The sequence below is a fragment of the Mixta sp. genome, assembly GCF_024610815.1.
GTDB classification, from domain to species: Bacteria; Pseudomonadota; Gammaproteobacteria; order Enterobacterales; family Enterobacteriaceae; genus Mixta; species Mixta calida.
The window spans coordinates 1-3,305 of the sequence record NZ_JANION010000017.1 but is presented as its reverse complement, the minus strand read 5'-3'; the positions used below and the strand labels follow the sequence as shown (position 1 = coordinate 3,305).

The following is a 3,305-nucleotide window of genomic DNA, read 5'->3' as shown; positions in this document are numbered from 1 at the left end:
GTTATTCACCATGTATTTACCATTGACGAACATCGCCGGCACGCCACGCAGATCAACATCTGCCGCCGCTTTTTGCTGCTGAGCGACCAGCGCTTTGACGGCGAAGCTGTTCCATGCAGCGTCATAATCTTCAGGCTTAATATTGGCCGCTTTGATAAAAGCGTCTTTCAGACTGGCCGGATCGGTGATGGTCTGGGTTTTCTGGATCCCGTCAAAAAGCGGGCCAGTCACCTGATCTTCCACGCCCAGCGCCAGCGCAACCGCCCAGGCATGAGTAACGATCGGGCCAAGTTCGCCGCCAAGGAAATCAACGTGATACTTCGTGACTTTGACGCCTTCCGGGAGCGTTTTCTTTACGGCATCGCCAACATGATAAACGCGCTCAAACTGGTAGCAGTGCGGACAGAAGAAGGAGAAAAACTCCATTACTTGAGGCTCGCCTGCGACCGGCTTATCCAGCGTGACATACTGCTGACCATCGGTAAACTGCGCCGCTGAGGCGCTGAACGCCAGAACAAGGCCAACCAGCGCAATCCATAATTTTTTCATTTGAGATTTTCTCCTTAATCAAACATCAGTATTCAGGCATTAACCGCAACGGCGGCTGCTGTAACACAGTATTTTGCTCTGCGAAAGACGCTATTTGTCTGCGCCAGAAATCCTCTTCCGTCATCCACGGAAAGCTGCGCGGAAACGCAGGATCTTGCCAGCGGCGAACTATCCACGCCAGATAATAAACCATGCGCATAGCGCGTAAAGGCTCAATCAGTGACAATTCATTAATATCAAAGTCCCTGAATTCGCTGTATGCCTCCAGCAGGATATCCCACTGGATGCGCTGCTGCTGACGATCGCCATTCACCAGCATCCAGAGATCCTGAACGGCTGGTCCGGTGCGCGCGTCATCCAGATCGACAAACAACGGCCCATCGCGCCACAGTATATTACCGGGATGGCAGTCGCCATGAAGACGTAATGGCGCCCAGCGAGTATGCCAGCATTCTTGTAAAGTTTTGCTTAGCTGACCAATTACGTCGTTTAATGTTTCTCTTAACGAAGAGGGCACCAGGCTGCACTGGCGCAGGATCTGCGCAGGCTCGTTGATATATTCTTCCAGCCCGATAGCAGGACGCGCGACAAAAAGCTGCCGCTCGCCACACTGATGTATCCGGGCGATAAAACGTCCGACCCCTTCCAGCTGATCGTCGTTATCAGTTTCATACTGGCGACCGCCAAGACTGGGAAATATCGCAAACCAAAAACCATCGTGCTGATGCAGCGTTTTACCGTTAAGCATGAGCGGCGGCGCCAGCGGCACCTCATTCTGCTGCAGCTCAAGGGCAAACTGATGTTCTTCTTCGATCTGTTCACGGCTCCAGCGCTGGGGACGATAGAATTTCACTACGTAACGACGCCTTTCCTCATCCGAGAACTGATAGACGCGATTTTCGTAGCTGTTGAGCGCCGTCAGGCCGGAATCGACGCGCAGGCCGGTGTCCCAAAGCGCATCAATAATGGTGTCAGGATTAAGGGTTTGAAAATTAAAGGCAGTGGTATCCATCGTGCATCTCTGCTCAGTGTCAGAATCGGGTAAGAATAACACCGATCGGTTAGCACGACAGAAGACCGACGTGATTAATCTTTAATTATGCCGCGCGCGCGCAGCAGCGCCGTTTTGAAATCTTCTTCATAATCTTTTTTGAGGCCAGGAATGGCTTCCGTTTTATCCGCGCCGCGCATTTTCAGGTGATAGATCAGGATATCGTCGGTTAAGGTGTGGAGCGGGCCGTCAAAACCTGACTCTTTCGCCAGTTTTTGCAAAAATTGCAACAGGTTGAGATCCGGCTCGTTTTGCCAGGCAGGTAGCAACAGTTCCAGTAGTTCATTCAGTCGATGGTATTTCATAATGTTGTCCGGGATGATTGACTAAACGCTACGTTAGCAGGGTTATTCCCCCATGAAAAGAGAGGTCTTAAAGGTGGTTTATCCGCGGGAAGCAGTATCTGGTGTAATTCTGGCTGGCGGACGCAGCAGTCGCATGGGCGGACAGGATAAAGCGCAGCTGATGTTACAGGGCAAACCGCTTTGGCAGCATGTCTGGCAGCGGCTGGCGCCGCAGGTTCATGACATTAGCATCAGCGCCAATCGCCATCTGGATCGTTATCCCCAGGACCAACTACGCGTCATTACCGATACCCTGCCCGATTTTCCCGGTCCGCTGGCCGGTATGTTGAGCGCACTCCAACAGGTCGATAGTCCATGGTTCGCCTTTTCCGCCTGCGACACGCCCTTTATTCCTGAAGATTATGTGACGCGTCTCTGGCAGCAAAAGCAACAGGCGCCAGCCGTATGGGTGCGTTCCTGCGAACGCGATCATCCCGCGCTGGCGTTGGTTAGCCGAAATATTTTGCCTGAGCTTACTATTTACCTGAACAGCGGTGAGCGGCGAGTAATGTATTTTCTGCAAAGCGTTGGCGGACATGCGGTACAGTTCGATGAGGATGAACGTGCTTTTGTAAATATTAATACGCCCGACGAGTTACAGCGTTATGAGGAGAAGGTTTGATGCTGCCGATACTGGCGATTGCCGCCTGGAGCGGAACCGGGAAAACAACGCTGCTTAAACAGCTGATACCTTTGCTAAAGCAGCAGGGAATCCGTCCAGGCCTGATTAAGCATACGCATCATAATATGGATATCGATACGCCAGGCAAGGACAGCTATGAGCTGCGTAAAGCGGGCGCCGATCAGGTATTGGTAGCCAGTCAGCAGCGTTGGGCGTTAATGACGGAGACGCCTGACAACGCAACGACAGATTTCACTTTTCTGGTCAGCCGTATGGATGAGAGTACGCTGGATATCATCCTGGTGGAAGGTTTTAAAGATGAGCCCATACCGCGTATTTTATTATGGCGCGATCGTGACGATGCAGAATGGGAGACGCTGATAGATGAGAGAGTGATCGCTATAGCCAGCGACTCTCCGCTTAATACGCCCGTCCCCTTGCTGGATCTGAACGATCCACCGCAGATAGCCGCTTTTATAAAAGTATGGCTGGCTTCCGTTAAGGGAGAGGCTATTTGATATTATATTGCAGGACGCCTTTTACACTATTTCAGGCGTCTTTTTCATAAAACGCAGAGACGAAAAAGCCTCAGCTTACGCTGAGGCTCTGTCGTTTGTTTGATGCCTGGCAGTTCCCTACTCTCGCATGGGGAGGCCCCACACTACCATCGGCGCTGCGGCGTTTCACTTCTGAGTTCGGCATGGGGTCAGGTGGGACCACCGCGCTCTTGCCGCCAGGC

5 protein-coding genes and 1 rRNA gene are annotated in these 3,305 nt (G+C 52.2%); 2 read left to right on the top strand and 4 right to left on the bottom strand.

The genetic code is table 11. From position 1 onward, the window contains the following. From dsbA to MYY08_RS00905, 3 genes are all read right to left on the bottom strand, one after another. The coding region (gene dsbA / locus MYY08_RS00915; RefSeq protein ID WP_288012564.1) for a thiol:disulfide interchange protein DsbA at positions 1-549 on the bottom strand (549 nt) is incomplete at its 3' end. Positions 550-574: 25 nt separating this feature from the next. Beyond that, the gene (locus MYY08_RS00910) at positions 575-1,561 is read right to left on the bottom strand and encodes a serine/threonine protein kinase (protein ID WP_288012562.1); all 987 of its coding nucleotides are present in this window, start codon (positions 1,559-1,561) and stop codon (positions 575-577) included. A 74-nt stretch (positions 1,562-1,635) separates the two neighbouring features. Then, positions 1,636-1,905, bottom strand: a complete 270-nt coding sequence (locus MYY08_RS00905; protein ID WP_038629220.1) for a YihD family protein — start codon at positions 1,903-1,905, stop codon at positions 1,636-1,638. 52 nt (positions 1,906-1,957) lie between these two features. On the opposite strand from MYY08_RS00905, the gene mobA reads away from it, so the two are divergent. Continuing rightward, positions 1,958-2,566, top strand: coding sequence for a molybdenum cofactor guanylyltransferase MobA (mobA, locus tag MYY08_RS00900; RefSeq protein WP_288012560.1), 609 nt, complete (start codon positions 1,958-1,960; stop codon positions 2,564-2,566). Then, positions 2,566-3,084: a molybdopterin-guanine dinucleotide biosynthesis protein MobB gene (gene mobB / locus MYY08_RS00895; protein WP_084969882.1), complete on the top strand. Its 519-nt coding sequence runs from the start codon at positions 2,566-2,568 to the stop codon at positions 3,082-3,084. Before mobA ends, mobB begins: the two co-directional genes overlap by 1 nt. Positions 3,085-3,188: 104 nt before the next feature. On the opposite strand, the gene rrf is transcribed toward mobB, so the two are convergent. Beyond that, a 5S ribosomal RNA gene (gene rrf, locus MYY08_RS00890) occupies positions 3,189-3,304 on the bottom strand. Position 3,305 lies beyond the last annotated feature (1 nt).